This window comes from Hydrogenivirga caldilitoris (assembly GCF_003664005.1).
Classification (GTDB): domain Bacteria; phylum Aquificota; class Aquificia; order Aquificales; family Aquificaceae; genus Hydrogenivirga; species Hydrogenivirga caldilitoris.
The window spans coordinates 1,648,841-1,664,555 of the sequence record NZ_RCCJ01000001.1 but is presented as its reverse complement, the minus strand read 5'-3'; the positions used below and the strand labels follow the sequence as shown (position 1 = coordinate 1,664,555).

Sequence of the window (15,715 nt, the reverse complement as noted above, 5' to 3'; positions counted from 1 at the left end):
TTCTTCATCCCTCAAAATTAATATTCTTACTGTCTCTTTTCAATGACCTTGTCTATAACCCCGTATTCCTTGGCTTCCTCAGCTGACATGAAGTAATCCCTTTCCACGTCCTTCTCTATCTTCTCTAAAGGTTGTCCCGTATGGTGTGAAAGTATCTCATTAAGCATCCTCTTTATCCTCTTTATCTCCTCCGCGTGAATAATGATATCGGTCGCTTGCCCCTGAATTCCACCCAGAGGCTGGTGAATCATTATCCTTGAGTGGGGTAAGGCATACCTCTTTCCCTTCGTACCGGCTGCAAGGAGGACGGCACCCATAGATGCAGCCTGACCTATGCATATGGTAACTATGTCTGGCTTTACATACTGCATGGTATCGTATATAGCCATTCCGGCTGTTACGGAGCCGCCAGGAGAATTTATGTATAGGTATATGTCCTTTTCTGGGTCCTGGGACTCAAGGAAAAGTAGCTGGGCAACTGTGAGGTTAGCAACGTGGTCGTCTATTGGAAAGCCGAGCAGGACTATCCTGTCCTGTAAAAGCCTTGAGTATATGTCGTAGGCTCTCTCGCCTCTGGGTGTTTGCTCTATAACTATGGGAACAAGCTGGTTAATTATGTCCTTCATATCCATCACTCGCTTCCTCCTTTTTTCTTCTTACTTGACCTCTTCTTGGGCTTTTCCTCCTCTTTCTCCTCTTCCACAACCTCCTCCTTTTGAGGTTCAACCTCTTTAATCTTCACCTTGCTTATAAGCTCCTTTAGGGCTTTCTTTCTGGTTGCGTCAGATTTTACAACATCCATGAGGTTTTCCCTTTCAAAGTACTCCTTCACTTCATCCTTAGTAGTTCCCATCTGTCTTGCGAGCTCCTCAAACTGCTCCTCTATATCTTCCTCTGTAACTTCTATGCCTTTGGTTTGGGCGTACTTGTCAAGAATGTATCTCAGCTTAATGTTCGCCTGTGCCTGAGGGAGCAGTTCCTGTGCCATACTCCTGAAGTCCAGATACCTTGTATCTATTCCAAACTGCTTCAGTTCGTTTACTCTCCGTTCAACCAGGAAGGAGAGCTCCCTGTTTAGTAAGGTCTTTGGAATCTCCATCTCGTGTATGCTTATGAGCTTGTCAGCAACGGCATCTTCAATCACAGCCTGTTTTGTCTTTTCAAACTCTTCCTTTACCTGCTCCTCTATCTTCTTCTTTGCTTCCTCCCAGTTTTCGTAACCAAGTTCCTTCGCAAAGTCATCGTCAAGCTCAGGAAGAACCTTTTCCTTTACATCCTTTATCTTTGCCTTTATGTTGGCTTTTCCTATTTCTTTACCTTCCTGGTCGTATATGGGTAGCTCTTTAAGGGTTACCTCTTCCCCTACCTTCTTGCCAGTAAGAGCCTGCTCAAGCTCTTCCCTGAACATCTTCTGACCGATTATACCGGAGGTTTCGCCTGTAACCTTTTCTCCTTCTTCCCCCTCCTTTATCTCCTCAACCTCATACTCTATGGTGACGAGGTCTCCCTCCTTTATGGGTCTGTCTTCAACGGGTTCCCATACGGCGTGCTCTTCTCTGAGCTGCTCTATCTTTTTATCAACTATCTCCGGTTTGAATTCAAGTTTTGGTACTTCAACTTCAAGACCCTCTACATCCTTTAATTCAAACTCTGGAGCTGTTTCAAAGGTTACAGTATAGGTTACCCTTGGAGTTTTTTCTTCAAGCTCAACCCTCTCCAGGTATATATCTGCAACAGGGGTCAAGGAACTTTCCTTTATAGCCTCTTCAAGGGTCTGGTTGGCTACCTTCTTCCCAACTTCTTCCTCAATGTACTCCTTATACTTAGCCTTTATAAGCCACAGAGGAGCTGTTCCCCTCCTGAAACCTTGAATCTCAACATTCTGTTTTAGGTTAGAGTACACCTCGTCAAGAAGGCTCTTTACCTTTTCACCCTCAACTTCAACGGTTAGAGCCTTAAAGAGCCCTTCCCTTTCTTCGGCCTTTACCTTCATCCAAGTCCTCCTTAAACTCGTGCGGGTGGAGGGAGTTGAACCCTCACGCCCTAACGGGCACCGGATCCTAAGTCCGGCGCGTCTGCCAGTTCCGCCACACCCGCTAAAAGGAATATTATAATCCCTTTTCTTTTCTTATAAGAGCTTCCGCTTCCTCATCCTTTACGGGTTTTCCAAATAGGTACCCCTGGGCAAGCTTGCAGCCCATAACCTTAAGCATTTCAAGCTGTTCTTTTGTTTCAATACCTTCCGCAAGACTATCAAGTCCAAGAGACCTTGCTAAGTCTATAACAGTCTTAACTATAGACCTGTCAACTTCAGAATTTACCATGCTCTGAGTGAAGGTCATATCAACCTTTATTATGTCTATAGGGAGCTTCTTAAGGTATGCAAGGGAAGAGTAGCCGGTTCCGAAGTCGTCAACGGCAACCCTGAACCCTTTAGCTTTCAACCTTTTAAGGGTTTTGACCGATTCCTCCGGGTTTTTCATGAGGGAGGTTTCCGTTATCTCAAGGACCAACTTTGAGCTTTCGGTTTCTGTCTTTTCAGCTATATCAAGAACCTTATTGACGAAATTCCTTTCGGCGAACTGTCTTGGGGATATGTTCACGCTGACGTATATCCCGTACTTATCTCCCCATTCCTTTGCCTTCCGAAAGGCGTTTTCCATAACCCATGCGCCCACTTCCCTTATTAATCCCAACTCCTCCAGTATAGGCATAAAGCTTGCTGGAGATATCAGTCCTTTTTCAGGGTCTTCCCACCTCAGGAGAGCTTCAAACCCCACTATTAAGTTTGATTCAATGTTGTATATAGGTTGATATCGGAGCAAGAACTCTCCCCTCTCCAAAGCTTTATGGAGTCTGTTTTTCGTGTTAAGAATCTCTATAGCTTTCTTATTCATATCCTCTGTAAAGAAAGCGAAGTTATTTTTCCCCTCCTCCTTTGCCCTGTACATGGCCATGTCTGCGTTTTTTATCAGCTCTGTAGGGTCTGCACCGTTATCAGGATACAGAGCTATACCTACGGATGCAGACAGGTATATATCTTCTCCTTCCACCTCAAAGGGAGTTTCAAAAACCTTTAAGACTTTCTCTGTCACCTTAACGACATCATTTATATCCTTTAGGTCTGGGATTACCGCCACGAACTCATCTCCACCGAATCTTGCCACTGTATCAGTGCTTCTGAAGACTGAGTTGAGCCTCTTTGCTACCTGAGCAAGTATCCTATCTCCTACTTCATGACCTAACGTGTCGTTCACAGTTTTGAAGTAGTCAAGGTCTATGAAGAGGACGGCAACTCTTGTGCTGTTACGTTTTGCAAAACGGATTGCGTTCTCTATCCTATCCCTCAAAAGGGTTCTGTTCGGTAATTCTGTCAGTGGGTCGTAGTAGGCTAACCTCCTCAACTCATCCATGTATTCAAGGGCTTTCTTAGCCATAGCTTCAAAGGACCTATTTAGTTTCCCTATCTCCTTTATGTTGGTGTTCGGAAGCAGGATATCAGGTCTCTTTTCTATGTTCCTGGTTATCACGTCTATGGAGTCTGCGAGCTTGCTCACAGGTCTTGTGGCAACAAAAGTTAAAAAGCGGGAAATCAGGAAGGATACGAATGTAAAGAGGTGTAAAAGTAAAAAGCTAACGTTTAACTTTGAGAATAGAACGTTCAGGTAGGGAATCAGTGACACCTCCATTACAACACTCCATCCTATGTCCTCTCTGAGCTTTAGCTCATTGTAGAAGAAAGAGTGGTAAAGGGTGTCTATCCTTAAAGAGCTTTTTCTCCCATGGTCGTTGTTTCTTCCCTCAAGTATGAGTCCAAATTTCGTAACTTGCAGCTCTCCACGTTCAAAGTCATGCATTGGCTTTTGGTCCTCTCTGTTTGAGGTTATTACCTTTCCATTTTTGTCAATTAAAGTGATGAAAACCCCCTCTTTAAGGGAAAACTCCTTTACAATGTCTCTTATCCTGTCAAGCCTTAGACCGCAGTAAGCGTATCCGAGAAACTCCCCTTCTTTAACCGCGGGAACGGCAATTCCTACTACAGGTATCAAGGCGAACTTGGCTACAAAGACTTCGGTGAAGGTGTGCCGAAGTGTGCTCTTGACGTCTTTATAGTATGGTCTAAAACTGAAGTTCGTCCCTATCATGTACTTACCCCTTGGGTTCACCTCAGGATAGAAGGTTATCGCAGTTGCGTTCTTATCGGCTATGTAGCAAGCATGAAACTCTGTGAAAGACCTCCTTATGGCTTCAGTTTCCTTCTGGAGTTGTTCTCTGTTGGAGTGTCCCCATATGACCAGCCTGTTAGCAAGCTCCCTGACTGCATTAAGGTGAATGTCCAGCCAGTAAACCACGTTTTCCCTGATGTTCTTTGAAATGGCCTCAATATCACCTTTTATGCTCTTGACCATGTGTTTCTCTTCCTCTCTGGCTTTTAAAGCTGATATGAGGAAAAGTTGGGTAACGGAAACGGCCACTATGAATACGAAGACCAGCTCGGCATAGGAGATTCTGCTCTCCCTGTCAAAGTAATACTTGTATAGGAGAACCAGCAGGCTGGCTATGGTTACATTCACAAGCCCGTTTACGGACTCCTTCAAGGCTAAGGTAATAGCTATTAGCTCTTCAACGTTAAACAGGTTGAGCAGGAATATCAGATAGACCCACCAGCCGAGTAGAACCCAGAAGCTCCACCCCGCCAGTATGAGACTTAGCCTGAAGTTTCTTTTAATAAGGTAAATGGAGATAAGGGAGATAGGTAAAAACACTGAAGAGACAGGGTCGGCATAGATGATGTATATCTGAGCCCCTAAAATTAGTGATAGTCCGAAGGCAAACCTGAACCCGTATGTTTCAAGGAAGAAGAATACAAGCGCGCCCCCAAAGATGAAGGCAATACTATCAAGGAATAGGGAGACACTGAATAGGTTCAGGATTAGGGCTGTCAGTGTGAACGGTAAGAGGGCTACAAGCTTCGGTTTCAGTTTCATGTACCCGTTCCCTCAATTATTCCCCCACCGAGCAGAATATCTTCGTTGTAAAAGGCTATCACTTGCCCGGGTGTTATCCCCCTTACGTCCTCCTTGAACCTCACTTCATATACATCGGATAACCTTTTAAAGCTTTCAACTTCAACAGGTGTGTGCCTGTACCTTATCTGGGCACTGACCTTATGCCACTGCTCGGGAGGAACGTGGAAGTTCACGCCCTTCACATATAGGGTATCGTTGTACAGGTACTCTTCCTCCCCGACAAGGACCGTATTTGTTCTTGGGTCTATGTCCACAACGTAAAGTGGTTTTCCGTAAGAAATCCCAAGACCTCTTCTCTGACCTATCGTAAAGTTGTATATACCTGTGTGTTTTCCCAGGACCTTACCGGAGATGTGTTTTATGGGTCCCTCCCTCTTCCCGATCGCGGTTTCAATATACTCCCCCGGAGACCTTCCCATCAGAAAACAAACCTCCTGGGAATCCCTCTTCTCCGCGACGTCAAGGTTATGCTTTCTCGCTATTTCCCGAACCTCGTCTTTTGTCATACTGCCGAGGGGAAAATCCAGAAGCTCAAGGTCTTCCTTTCTCACAAGGGCTAAGAAGTAAGACTGATCCCTTCTGCTGTCCACTCCTCTTCTTATAATCCTTCCAAACGCTGGATGTTCCTCTATCCTCGCGTAGTGTCCTGTTGCGAGCCTATCTATATCGGCGACGGCTTTCAGATACCTTGCGAAGTATCCTGTCTTTACCTCTCTGTTACATAAAGCGCATGGATTTGGGGTTCTTCCGAGAGAATACTCCCTCACGAAGTAATCTATTACTCTTTCTTTAAAGATTTTTTCCCAATCAAATGTTAGGTGTGGTATTCCCAGCTTTTGGGAAACCCTTGCCGCATCCTGTACGTCCTTTGGAGAACAGCAAACGTTGTGGGTTCCATTGACCTCGCATGCTTCGGTTGTATGAAAACGCAGAGTGACACCTATTACTTCATGACCATTTTCTTTTAGTAAGAGGGCGGCCACACTGCTATCAACACCACCGCTCATTCCAACGGCAACTCTCATAACCTATTAAATTTAAGTTTTTCCTGGGTTTTTTGAGAAGAAGTTGTAGATAAAGTTGACTATTTCAGGGCTCAACTCCCATCTCTTAAGGAGGTCATCGTTGTCTTTTATAAGTTCAACAGCCCTCAGGATGAGGTTTTGGGGTGGTTCGCTCTCCTTTAATATACCTAGGCTGAGCATTCCTATGAAGGTCTGTCTAACATCCTCCGCTATTCCTTGCATCATCATATCAAAACCAAGCTTATCATAGAGCTTATTTCTTTCCTTTTCACTCTTCTGTATAAGCCCCTTTGCAAAGGCGCATATCTTACCCCAGGTTTCTAAGGTTTTTGTCCACTCCTCCTTTGGCAACCCTTGAAGCTCTATATTTATGTAGTTTATTAGATACCTTGCTAAGTATTCTTTGGCGTTGTCCAGGCTTTCAAACCCTGGGGGCAGGGTCTCCTTCTTAAGGAGGTTACTCAGGTCCTTCTTCATTGGCAGGTTCTATAATGTACCTTATCCTTTGTATCTGTCAAGAAAGTTTCTTATCTTCTCCCCCCATATCTTTGCTTCGTAAAGAATCCTCTCCTCGTCCAGGGTCTTTAGCTCCCTTTTCTCCATGAGGACCTTGCCCCTGCATATCACCGTATCTATATCCGAGGACTGGGCTGAGTAAACCACCTGTGCCACAGGGTCGTAAAGGGGTTGAAGATGGGGGTTTTCTGGGTCTATAAGTATCATATCCGCTTCATACCCCTCCTCTATCCTTCCTGCCCTTATTCCTACAGCTGAGAATCCGTTCTGGGTTGCCACTTTCAGAGCAGTTACAGCATCAATAGCTTTTGCATCAAGGCTTACACCCTTATGGAGCTTCGCCATGGTGGAGAGTTCCTCAAGCATGTCAAGGTTGTCGTTGGAGGCAGAGCCGTCCGTTCCAAGACACACATGAATCCCTTTCCTTATGTACTCAGGAACCGGTGCGATCCCTGAAGCTAGCTTTAGGTTACTTTCAGGGCAGTGGGCTACCTTGACGTCTCTTTCTTTTACTATCTCCATCTCTTCCTCGTCCAGCCAGACCATGTGGGCACACAGAACCCTATCGGACAAGAAGTCTATGCTGCTGAGATATCTTATGGGGGTGTTTCCATACTCCTCCCTTATCCTCTCCACCTCGTCCTTTGTCTCAGCTACATGTATGTGAAGGTAGAGACCGAGTTCATCGGCGAGTTCTTTAGCTTTCTTGAGAGTTTGAGGTGAGCAGGTGTAGGGTGCGTGGGGGCATATCACAGGGAAAACGAGTTCCTCACCCTTGAAGCTCTCAGCAAACTCCCTTGCCCTCTTCAGATACTCCTCTGGTGTCTTTGCTACCTTTGTGGGGAAGTCCAGAATTCCAAAACCCAAGCCAGCTCTTATACCAGCCTCCTTGGCAACCTTTCCCACCTCCTCCTCATAGAAGTACATATCCATAAAGAGGGTGGTTCCGGACTTTATCATCTCCAAGAGCCCCAGCTCTGTTCCAGCTTTGACAAACTCAGGCGATACGAACTCACCTTCAAGAGGCCATATAACCTTCTGGAGCCAGTCCATGAGGGGTAGGTCTGCCCCTATACCTCTCAGGAGGGACATGGGAACGTGGGTGTGCATGTTGGCAAAGGAGGGAAGAGCTATCTTACCACTGGCGTTTATTACGTAACCCGCTTCAGCTTCTATATCACTTCCTATCTTTACAAACCTACCACTTTTGACCGCTATATCCTTTACCTTCCCGTTGGGAAGGAGAGCCTTCTTTATAAGCAGGTCGTATCTCTCCATAAGGAGAGAATTTTACCACTTAAGTTCGTTAGCCTTAGCGTAGGTCTGGGGTTTTCTCTGGAAGAAGTCGGTCTTTGTGTTGTTTATCTTTCTGAAGTCATCTATCCACTTCATGGGATTCTCAGTTATTTCTGGATACAGGGGCTGAAAACCTATCTGGGTTACCCTGAGGTTTCCGAGATACTTTATGTACCTGTCTATCAGGGTATTATTTATACCGAGTATCTGGTCCTGTGTTACGTACTGCCCCCACTTTATCTCCTGGTCTATAGCGTATTTGAAGTATTCAGATATCCACTTCTTTATTTCGGGCGTGAAGAGCTCAGGTTGTTCTTTTTGAAGGGATAGGATCATATTCCTGAAGAGGGTCACGTGGGTTAGCTCGTCTCTGTTTATATACTTTATCTGCTGGACGGTGTTGGTCATTTTACCCTGCCTTCCAAGGGTGTAAAAGAAGGCAAAACCCGAATAGAAGTAAAGGGACTCCAGTATATAATTTCCTATCACAGCCTTAATAAAGTTCTCTTGGGAGGGTTTTCTTATAAACTCGTTGTAGACCTCAGCAACGACTTCGTTCCTCTCCCTAAGTCTTTCATCTTCCCTCCAGAAGTTATATATCTCGTCGGCTTTTATGGGGTCTACCACCGATTCAAGTATGAACTGGTAAGAGTAGGCGTGTACTGACTCCTGAAATTCCTGGGCGGTGAGAGCCATCTCTATCTCCGGAGCGGTTATCATCCTCGCAAAGTCCTTGAGCATATCTACTTGGAAGGAGTCAAGAGCTATAAGGAAACTCAGGACGAGCTCGTAAGCTCTCCTCTCGTAATCTGAGAGTACCCTCTCATACTGCTTCTTATCCTCCATCAGGGGTATCTCTTCGGGTATCCAGAAGTTGGAAAATCCCATGGTCTTGTAAAGGTCAAAAGCCCAGGCATACTTGATATTGTTAAGCTCTATGATGTTGGTTGGGTTTCCGTTTATGACTCTCCTCTCTGAAGCTTCCCTTGCGCCCTCCGGGTTGAATATAAGCTTCCTCTGAAGCACCTTCTCAGAACTATCTAACATCGCCTACCTCCTCCGGCTTTTTAATTTCGTTCTTTTTTACAGTTTTTAAAGTCTAAACTGCACAGCTCTCACACTCCTCTATGTCGGTTATAGACTTGCTCCTTAAATAGTAGATAGTCTTGAGTCCGAGCTCCCAGGCGAGCTGGTATATCTTGGAAAGTTTTGGTCCGTCAATCTTCTCAGGGTCTATAAAGAGGTTCAGGGATTGAGCCTGATCTATCCATTTCTGCCGGACCGCTGCCGCCCTTATTACCCACTCCTGGTCAATGTGGTATGCGCTCTTGTAATGCCAGAAGAACCTGTCTATCTCAGGAGGAACCTGGGGAAGTATGCCACTCATGTTCTCCTCTTTGTAGTATTTGGCAAATATCGGGTCAATAGAGGGAGTTGCCCCAAGTATGAGCGAAGTGCTTCCTGTTGGCATAAGAGCTATCAGATAGGCGTTCCTCATTCCGTGCTCCCTCACTTCCTCCGAAAGCTCTTTCCAGGGCAGGTTGTTTCCGTTTTCCCTGGAGTTTTCTTCAATTTCCTCTATCTTTCTTCCAAAGAATATACCCCTACTCCAGTCCGAGCCCTCAAAGAGTCTGTACTTGCCCCTCTCCTTTGCCAGCTCCATAGAGCCTTTAACCGCATAGAAAGCTATAAGCTCAAAGAGCCTGTCTGTGAACCTCAGGTGCTCCTCAGACTCCCACTGAATTCCGTTCTTAACGAGACAGTAATGGTAATTGGAGACCCCTATGCCTATGGCACGGTATCTCTTGTTGGTGTACTGGGCTTCCGGAATAGCGTAGTAGTTCATCTCTATTACGTTGTCCAAGAGCCTCACGAGCTTGGGGACAACCTTTTCCATGGTTTCTTTCGTGTGAACCTTTCCGAGGTTTATTGAGCCAAGGTTACACACGACCACGTCACCGGACTGCTTCCTGTAGGTTATCTCTCCTGTCTCCTGATTAAGTTCCCTGCTCAGATGTCTGGTAACGCTCATGTTCTGCACTATCTCATGGCAGAGGTTACTTGAGTAAACTACTCCCGCATGCTTGTTAGGGTTCTTCTTGTTAGCGTGGTCTCTGAAGAATATGTAAGGCTCTCCCGTTTCAAAGGCGACTGTAAGAAGCCTCTTCCAGAGGTCAAAGGCATCAACTTCTTTCTTAGCTTCCTTTGGGAGCTCTCTTTCAAGTCTCAGGTATTCCTCTTCAAAAGCTTCACCCCACAGGTCTTCCAGGTTTTTGCCATCCCGTACGTTTTTGGTGTAGTACGGGTCAAGGAGTGTCCACTTCTCCCTGTTTGCAACCCTCCTCATAAATATGTCCGGGATAGAGATCGCCGGATGTATGTCGTGAGCCTTCTTCCTTTCATCTCCCGCGTTAGTTTTTACCTCTAAAAAGTCAAGGATGTCCTTGTGCCATATGTCCAGAGTTATAGAGGCAGAACCTTTCCTCATGCCCAGCTGATCCACATAAGTCATAACGTCGTTTATGACTTTCACAACTGGTATAACTCCGGAGCTCGCTCCCTTAAACTTCCTTATAGGTGCTCCTGTGGCTCTCAGCTTTCCAAGGTATATTCCCAGCCCTCCTGCATGTTTTGATATCTGAGCGGCCTTCTGGACGTTGTCAAAGATGTCATACAGGTCGTCGTCTACTGTGAGGATAAAACAGGAAGAGAGCTGGGTGAAGGGTCTCCTTGCGTTCATGAGGGTTGGCGTTGCAACAGTAATGAGGTGCTCTGATAGCAGGTCATAGAACTCCTTTGCCCACTTCACTCTTTCCTCTTGCCTTTCTGGGATTGCAAGGGTCATGGATATGAGCATATACATCTCCTGGGGAAGCTCTATTACCATTCCATCTTCGTTCCTTGCAAGATACCTGTCTGCCAGAATTTTTATCCCTGTATAGTTGAAGTAGAGGTCTCTTTCGGGTTTAATGTGTTTTGATAACTCTTTAAAATCCTCCTCAGAATAGTGCTTGAGAAGATAGTCTCCGTATATACCTTCCTGGACATACTTCTTGACGAAGTTATAAAAACCTTCAACGTTATAAGGTCTGTAGTCCTTTGAAAGCTCATCTCTGACCTCATACCCTCTTATATGAGCAACCTTCTTATAAAGGTCGTACAGTAATAACCTGGCTGCTGCATACTGCCAATCTGGAGTTTCTGGGGAGACCTTTTCCGCCGCTGTTCTTATGAGGACAGCCTGTATCTCCTCGGTAGTTATACCGTCCCTGAACTGGATCTGGGCGTCCGTTTCCAGTTCCAGAGGGTCTACGTTGAGACCCTTAAAGGCAAACTCCAGAGCTATCCTGATCTTGTTTATGTCAAGCTTTTCGCGCTTTCCACTTCTCTTTACTACTTCCATGGTTGTCCCCTCCATGAGGCTATTTTAGAGGTCTTGTCAAAAACCCGGTATAACCCTATATCGTTGTGTTGGCGGCACAATTTACCCGGAGCAAAAAGTAATTGATAGAACTTATAAAAATCTTTCAACATCCATGTGCCTCCTGCAAAAAGGGGAATGTATTATATATAAGCCCTTGATATAATACAAGCTCTGTGGAGTACCTGATATTCTTCTTTAAAGCTTTTATTTCTATAGTCGCCATAATGAACCCTTTCTCTGGTATCCCTTTGGTCATATCCCTTTCTCAGGAATACTCTGATACTGAAATGAAGGAAATAGTTCGCCGCTCAGCTCAGTATGCCTTCCTTATACTTTTATTCTTTCTGTTTACCGGTGACCTCGTGTTCAGGCTTATGGGTATAACCCTACCTGCCTTCAAGGTCGGAGGGGGAATACTCCTGTTTCTTATAGCCTTGAATCTTGTTCAGGGGGAATTCCTAAAGGAAAGGGCAAAAAAGCATGAGATAGAGGCCGCCTTAAGTAGGGAGAACATAGCTCTGATACCCTTAGCTATGCCGCTCCTCTCCGGACCGGGAACTATAACCACCGTTCTTGTCCTCAGGGCTTCTATAGGCAGCTTCTATGAGCTGATGGCTCTGATATGTTCAATTTTATGTGCTGCCTTTGTAGCCTTTTTAGTCCTCTCTTCAAGCACCTTTCTGTATAACTTTATGGGCAAGGTGGGAATAAGTTTAGCGTCAAGGATTACAGGAATCCTCCTGCTCGCAGTGTCGGTACAGTTCATAACGGAAGGCTTGAAATTTCTCCTGTTCAGGTGACTATTTACACATAGGTTCTCTTCTTTCTGAAAGTTATAAAGGCTATTATCTCTGCTACAGCCCTGTAGAATTCAGGGGGTATCTCATCTCCCACATCAACTGCAGAGTATATAGCCCTTGCAAGTTCAGGCTTTCTCATTATGGGGACTTCGTTGTCCTGGGCTACCCTTATTATCCTTTCAGCGAGAGTTCCTTTACCCTTGGCTACCACAACCGGTGCTCTGTCCTTTTGGGCATCATACTTTAGAGCCACTGCGTAATGGGTCGGGTTTGTTATAACGACACTTGCCTTGGGGACTTCTGCCATCATCCTTCCACGAGCCATCTCTCTCATCCGTGCCCTTACCTTTGCCCTTACCTCTGGATGTCCCTCAAGCTGTTTGAACTCTTCCCTCACCTCTTGCCTTGACATTCTTATCCTGCGTTCATAGTCCCACTTCTTGTAGGCGTAATCAAGGAGAGCTATGAAGAAAGCCACTACGCCAAGTATAATAACGACCTTTATCATAAGGTCTAGGAGGAAGTTAACCCCCTCCATAATGGGCATCTGAGCGGAGTTCAGTATAAGCAGAACGCTCCCCTTCAGTACAAACAGAGCTATACCGAAGAGAAGAGCTGCCTTAAGGGTGTTCTTTGATAGCTCAAAGAGGGTGGTCAGGGAGAACATCTTTTTAATACCTTCAAAGGGGTTCAGCCTTTCCCATTTGAATTGTAGGGGTTTTAGGGTGAAAATGAAACCGAACTGGGCTACGTGAGCACCTATAACCACGAGGAAGGTTACAACGAAGAAGGGTATTAAGAGTTTAACTATATTAAGGAAGGACTCCTTTATAGTACTACCAGCAAGCAAGGAGAACTCGGTGGGTCTGAGCCCGGAAATAGCCATCAGGAAGGCGACAACCTCTCTGAATATCAGAGCTCCTGTAAAGAAGATAATTAAAGAAGAGACCAAGACTGTAAGAGAGGAGGCAAGCTCTATACTCTTTGCTACATTACCTTCCTGCTTTAGCTTCCTCCGTCTGTAGGGTGTGGCTTTTTCGGTTTTATTCTCCTGTGCCATCTTTCCCCCGAACCTTTAAATATAGTCCTCAACCCGAACCCATAAACCTCAAAAAGTTAAACATGTACTCCCTCATATGGCTTATTAGAACAAGCCCAATGATTGGCAATGAGAGGAGAAGTATCACTAACCCCACGGTTATCTGAAGGGGCAGCCCCACCATAAAAACGTTTATCTGAGGTATAAAACGGTTTACAACTGCAAGTATTACGTTTGTTAACAGGGATGCTATGAGAACTGGTAGTGCAAGTTTAACGCCGGTGGAAAAGCTGCTGTAAAAGAGGTTTAGCAGAGCCTTTCCGTTCAGTAAATAAAGGTCAAAACTGCCCAGCGGGAAACCCTGAAGGCTTTTCACAAGACCCACGTAAACCGCTTCAGCTCCACCGAGAGTTAGGAAGAGAGTGGATGCCAGCAGGGTAGAAAAACCTGCCAGGACAGTGGTTTGAGGTTGCTGGGGCAAGAACATCATCAGGAAACCTAACCCCGTGTTTACCGCTATAACCTCCCCAGCTACAAATATGCTGTCAAACAGCAACCTCAGAAAAAAACCTGCAAGAAAACCAAAAAGAGCTTCCTGCAGAGAAAGCTTCAGGAACTCTGCAACTGAATTTATTTCTATAGGTTTTAAATCTGAGAGCATAAAGATGGAAACCGCAATTGCAAAGGAGAGATAGGCTCTGACGAAGTTTGGCAGGAAGAAAGTTCCAAAGAAGGGAACCATAACAACAAAGGCGAATACGCGAAAGAATAGTAGGGATATGGTTAGTAAGCTGTTAGTATCCAGCGTTATCATCTTATCCATACGGGGATGTTTACGAATACTTCCCTTGTGAAGTCAACGAGCTTTTCCATCATCCAACCACCCAGGAGGAATATGGTAACCATTGCTGCAATTATCTTGGGTATGTAAGCAAGGGTCATTTCTTGAATCTGGGTTGCCGCCTGGAATATGCTCACGACCAGTCCCACTATGAAAGTTGCCAGGAGAACCGGAAGAGCTAGTAGAACAGCCATCTCCAAGGCTCTCTGCCCTAAGGACACTATAAGGTCTGGAGACATCTCCCACCTCCTTACTGATAGCTTCTTACCAGGGATAGGACAACAAGTTCCCATCCGTTTGCCAGCACGAAGAGCATTATCTTAAATGGAAGGGAAATTATCTGGGGAGGTATCATTATTATTCCCATGGATATCAGTATTGAGGCTACGACTATATCAACTATAAGGAAGGGTATATAGAGCAAAAAGACTATCTCAAAGGCGGTTGTAAGCTCACTGACCATAAAGGCGGGTATAAGGATGCTCAGAGGTATGTCCTTTGGCTCCTTTATTCTTTCCCTCTCTTCTTTCTTTAGTTTGGCAACTTCTAAGAAGACCTCCACGGTATCCTTCCTCGTTTGCTTGAGCATGAAGTCTTTTGCGAAAAGGGTTACCCTGTTGAAAAACTCTTGGTCGTTTATCTGTTCTTTCATATAAGGTTGAAGGGCATTGATATTTATGTCCTCAAATACAGGTTTCATGATGAAAAAGGTTAGAAACAAAGCCAGGGAGATTATCACCTGGTTTGGTGGCACCTGTGGTATGCCCAATGCCTGTCTAAGAACAGACAGAACCACAACTATCCTTATAAAGGATGTGGTCATTATGAGTATGGAAGGGGCAAGGGCAAGTATTGTAAGAAGGAGCAGAAGCCTTAAAGAGGTGTCTAAGCTTCCATCCCCAATCTTGAATTCAATGGGGGGGATTATCTGATTCTGGGCTAACGCTACCTGGCTCAGAAAGGTTAGAAGAAGGAAGGTTGTTACCATACTCCCTATATATTACATCAGCCCCTCTTTCACTAACACATAGGACTACTGTATTACCCTTTACCTCAAGCTCAACTATGAAAACACTCTTTGTTATAGGTGCAATCTTCTTTATTTCAAAGTTTCCCTTGCCACCGAAGCCCTTAACTCCAATGAACTTCCTTAAAATGAAGGGAAGGAGCAAGACTGCTGCCCCCAACACTATCAGCAAGGAAATCAAAACCTTTATCAGGTACTGGGAAAACTCCATCACTCTGCCTGGACTACGAATTCGGTGAAGTATATGTTCCTCACTCCCCCCTGCACCAGTATTGTGTTTATCCTCTTTATGAGTTCAAGCTTCAGCTGTTCTCTTCCCTCAGGAGACCTTAGCTCTCTTGAAGTTTTATTTGAAAGTATCTCAATGACCGCATCTCTTATTATAGGTTCCCTCTTTTGAACCTCCATGACTACCTCTGGAGAAGAAACCTCAAGAGTTATGGAAACCCTGGCATACATAGTCAGCTCTGGGTCTGCGAGGTTCACTATGAAGGCTGGCTCCAGTTTATACATAACTCCAACTGCTTCCGGAGAAACTCTCGGTTTAGGGGTTTCCTCTTTTTTATCTTCGTCCTTTTTAGCGAACAGGAAGAAGTAAGCTCCCGCGCCTCCACCTATTAAAAGGGAGAGGAGAAGGAGGACGACAAGGAGGAGCTTGCCCTTGCCTCCGCCGGTCGCCTCCTCTGCCTGCTGTGCCTCCCTCTCCTCGTCAGCCAT

Annotated in this window: 15 protein-coding genes and 1 tRNA gene; 1 reads left to right on the top strand and 15 read right to left on the bottom strand. The window is 45.3% G+C overall.

The genetic code is table 11. From position 1 onward, the window contains the following. Positions 1-26 precede the first annotated feature (26 nt). The 9 genes from clpP to BCF55_RS09080 form a co-directional block, all read right to left on the bottom strand. On the bottom strand, positions 27-626 hold the full coding sequence (gene clpP / locus BCF55_RS09120) for an ATP-dependent Clp endopeptidase proteolytic subunit ClpP (protein WP_170144812.1): 600 nt from the start codon (positions 624-626) through the stop codon (positions 27-29). Between the two features lie 5 nt (positions 627-631). After that, entirely contained in the window at positions 632-1,993 is a 1,362-nt protein-coding gene (gene tig, locus BCF55_RS09115) for a trigger factor (protein ID WP_121012995.1), read from the bottom strand. A 20-nt stretch (positions 1,994-2,013) separates the two neighbouring features. Next, positions 2,014-2,097 (bottom strand) — tRNA-Leu (locus BCF55_RS09110). Positions 2,098-2,108: 11 nt separating this feature from the next. After that, entirely contained in the window at positions 2,109-4,988 is a 2,880-nt protein-coding gene (locus BCF55_RS09105; RefSeq protein ID WP_121012993.1) for a bifunctional diguanylate cyclase/phosphodiesterase, read from the bottom strand. Then, on the bottom strand, positions 4,985-6,055 hold the full coding sequence (mnmA, locus tag BCF55_RS09100; protein ID WP_121012991.1) for a tRNA 2-thiouridine(34) synthase MnmA: 1,071 nt from the start codon (positions 6,053-6,055) through the stop codon (positions 4,985-4,987). The genes BCF55_RS09105 and mnmA overlap by 4 nt, the downstream gene beginning before the upstream one ends. A gap of 12 nt (positions 6,056-6,067) precedes the next feature. Continuing rightward, complete coding sequence (locus BCF55_RS09095) at positions 6,068-6,532, bottom strand: hypothetical protein (protein WP_121012989.1); 465 nt, start codon at positions 6,530-6,532, stop codon at positions 6,068-6,070. A gap of 21 nt (positions 6,533-6,553) precedes the next feature. Continuing rightward, entirely contained in the window at positions 6,554-7,849 is a 1,296-nt protein-coding gene (locus BCF55_RS09090) for an amidohydrolase (RefSeq protein ID WP_121012987.1), read from the bottom strand. A gap of 12 nt (positions 7,850-7,861) precedes the next feature. Further along, the gene (locus BCF55_RS09085; protein ID WP_121012985.1) at positions 7,862-8,914 is read right to left on the bottom strand and encodes a ribonucleotide-diphosphate reductase subunit beta; all 1,053 of its coding nucleotides are present in this window, start codon (positions 8,912-8,914) and stop codon (positions 7,862-7,864) included. Between the two features lie 52 nt (positions 8,915-8,966). Then, positions 8,967-11,270 carry a ribonucleoside-diphosphate reductase subunit alpha gene (locus BCF55_RS09080; RefSeq protein WP_170144784.1) on the bottom strand — a complete coding sequence of 768 codons (2,304 nt, stop codon included), beginning with the start codon at positions 11,268-11,270 and terminating at the stop codon, positions 8,967-8,969. A gap of 194 nt (positions 11,271-11,464) precedes the next feature. On the opposite strand from BCF55_RS09080, the gene BCF55_RS09075 reads away from it, so the two are divergent. Beyond that, positions 11,465-12,091 (top strand): MarC family protein, encoded by a 627-nt coding sequence (locus BCF55_RS09075; RefSeq protein ID WP_170144783.1) that lies wholly within the window; start codon positions 11,465-11,467, stop codon positions 12,089-12,091. A 4-nt stretch (positions 12,092-12,095) separates the two neighbouring features. Here BCF55_RS09075 and flhB read toward each other — a convergent pair whose 3' ends face one another. From flhB to BCF55_RS09045, 6 genes are read right to left on the bottom strand one after another with little or no spacing between them, the layout of a single operon-like run. After that, entirely contained in the window at positions 12,096-13,151 is a 1,056-nt protein-coding gene (flhB, locus tag BCF55_RS09070; RefSeq protein ID WP_121012981.1) for a flagellar biosynthesis protein FlhB, read from the bottom strand. Between the two features lie 28 nt (positions 13,152-13,179). Then, on the bottom strand, positions 13,180-13,944 hold the full coding sequence (gene fliR / locus BCF55_RS09065) for a flagellar biosynthetic protein FliR (RefSeq protein WP_121013192.1): 765 nt from the start codon (positions 13,942-13,944) through the stop codon (positions 13,180-13,182). After that, on the bottom strand, positions 13,941-14,210 hold the full coding sequence (fliQ, locus tag BCF55_RS09060; RefSeq protein ID WP_121012979.1) for a flagellar biosynthesis protein FliQ: 270 nt from the start codon (positions 14,208-14,210) through the stop codon (positions 13,941-13,943). The genes fliR and fliQ overlap by 4 nt, the downstream gene beginning before the upstream one ends. Positions 14,211-14,221: 11 nt before the next feature. Next, complete coding sequence (gene fliP / locus BCF55_RS09055; protein WP_170144782.1) at positions 14,222-14,959, bottom strand: flagellar type III secretion system pore protein FliP; 738 nt, start codon at positions 14,957-14,959, stop codon at positions 14,222-14,224. Further along, positions 14,883-15,209 carry a hypothetical protein gene (locus tag BCF55_RS09050; protein WP_147425017.1) on the bottom strand — a complete coding sequence of 109 codons (327 nt, stop codon included), beginning with the start codon at positions 15,207-15,209 and terminating at the stop codon, positions 14,883-14,885. Before BCF55_RS09050 ends, fliP begins: the two co-directional genes overlap by 77 nt. Further along, on the bottom strand, positions 15,209-15,715 hold the full coding sequence (locus tag BCF55_RS09045; RefSeq protein ID WP_121012975.1) for a flagellar basal body-associated FliL family protein: 507 nt from the start codon (positions 15,713-15,715) through the stop codon (positions 15,209-15,211). The genes BCF55_RS09050 and BCF55_RS09045 overlap by 1 nt, the downstream gene beginning before the upstream one ends.